Genomic DNA, 901 nt, shown 5'->3' with positions numbered 1-901 from the left:
GCGGTCAGCGGCGCGGATGCGTGGAAGTTCGAGAACCTGACCCTGGACAAGACCGAGGTCAGCACCACCGTTACCGACGAGCCAGGTACCCCAGGCAACGAAGGCGACATCGTCAAGGTCACCATCATTGCAGACCAGGTGTCGGTCAACGAAGCGACAGAGCCGACCTTCACCATCAGCCTGAACAAGGCGCTGGACAAGCCGTTCACCGTGACCCTGAGCACCGGTGCCACCCTGACCTTCGCGGCCGGCGAGACCACCAAATCCTACGCTGCACCAGCGCAGGGCGAGGACGTGTTCAAGGACGAAGGCAAGATCACCGTCAGCATCAGCAAGGCTGAGGTGGTCGGTGAGCAACTGGAAAACCTGGAGATCGGCAAAGCCGCTACCGTGGCCGTCACCGATACGCAGAGCCCGGTCACTGCCGAACTGACTGTGGATAACACCACCGTCACCGAAGGCGGCAAGATCACCTACACCGTGACCCTGGTCAGCGCAGATCCAACCCTGCCAGTCACCAATCACAAGGGCCTGACCTTCACCCTGACCGATGGCACCACCGTGACCATCAAGGCCGGTGAGTCGGTCGGCAGCACCACCGTGGCTGCGCCGGACAACGTCTACGTCAACGATCCGGTGACCATCACCCAAGGTCTGACCGACGTCGCGGGCAAAGGCGCCGACCAGTTCGAGCAGCTGGAGCTGGGCAGCACCAAAGTCAGCACCGTAGTAACCGACGAACCGGGTACCCCAGGTAACCCAGGCGGCGAGAACGAAGGCGATCTGGTCAAGGTCACCATCGTGGCCGATCAGGTATCCGTGAACGAGGCCACCGAGCCGACCTTCACCATCAGCCTGAACAAGGCGTTGGACAAGCCGTTCACCGTGACCCTGAGCACCG

Annotated in this window: 1 protein-coding gene; it reads left to right on the top strand. The window is 62.0% G+C overall.

Going from position 1 to position 901, the window contains the following annotated elements:
• A partial coding sequence (locus tag HP546_RS30710; RefSeq protein ID WP_372242490.1) for an immunoglobulin-like domain-containing protein occupies positions 1 to 901 on the top strand: 901 nt, incomplete at both ends.

Source organism: Pseudomonas sp. CM25, from assembly GCF_013179705.1.
GTDB lineage: Bacteria > Pseudomonadota > Gammaproteobacteria > Pseudomonadales > Pseudomonadaceae > Aquipseudomonas.
Note: the sequence above shows the minus strand (reverse complement) of the source record. Positions and strands in the feature narration are given on the sequence as shown.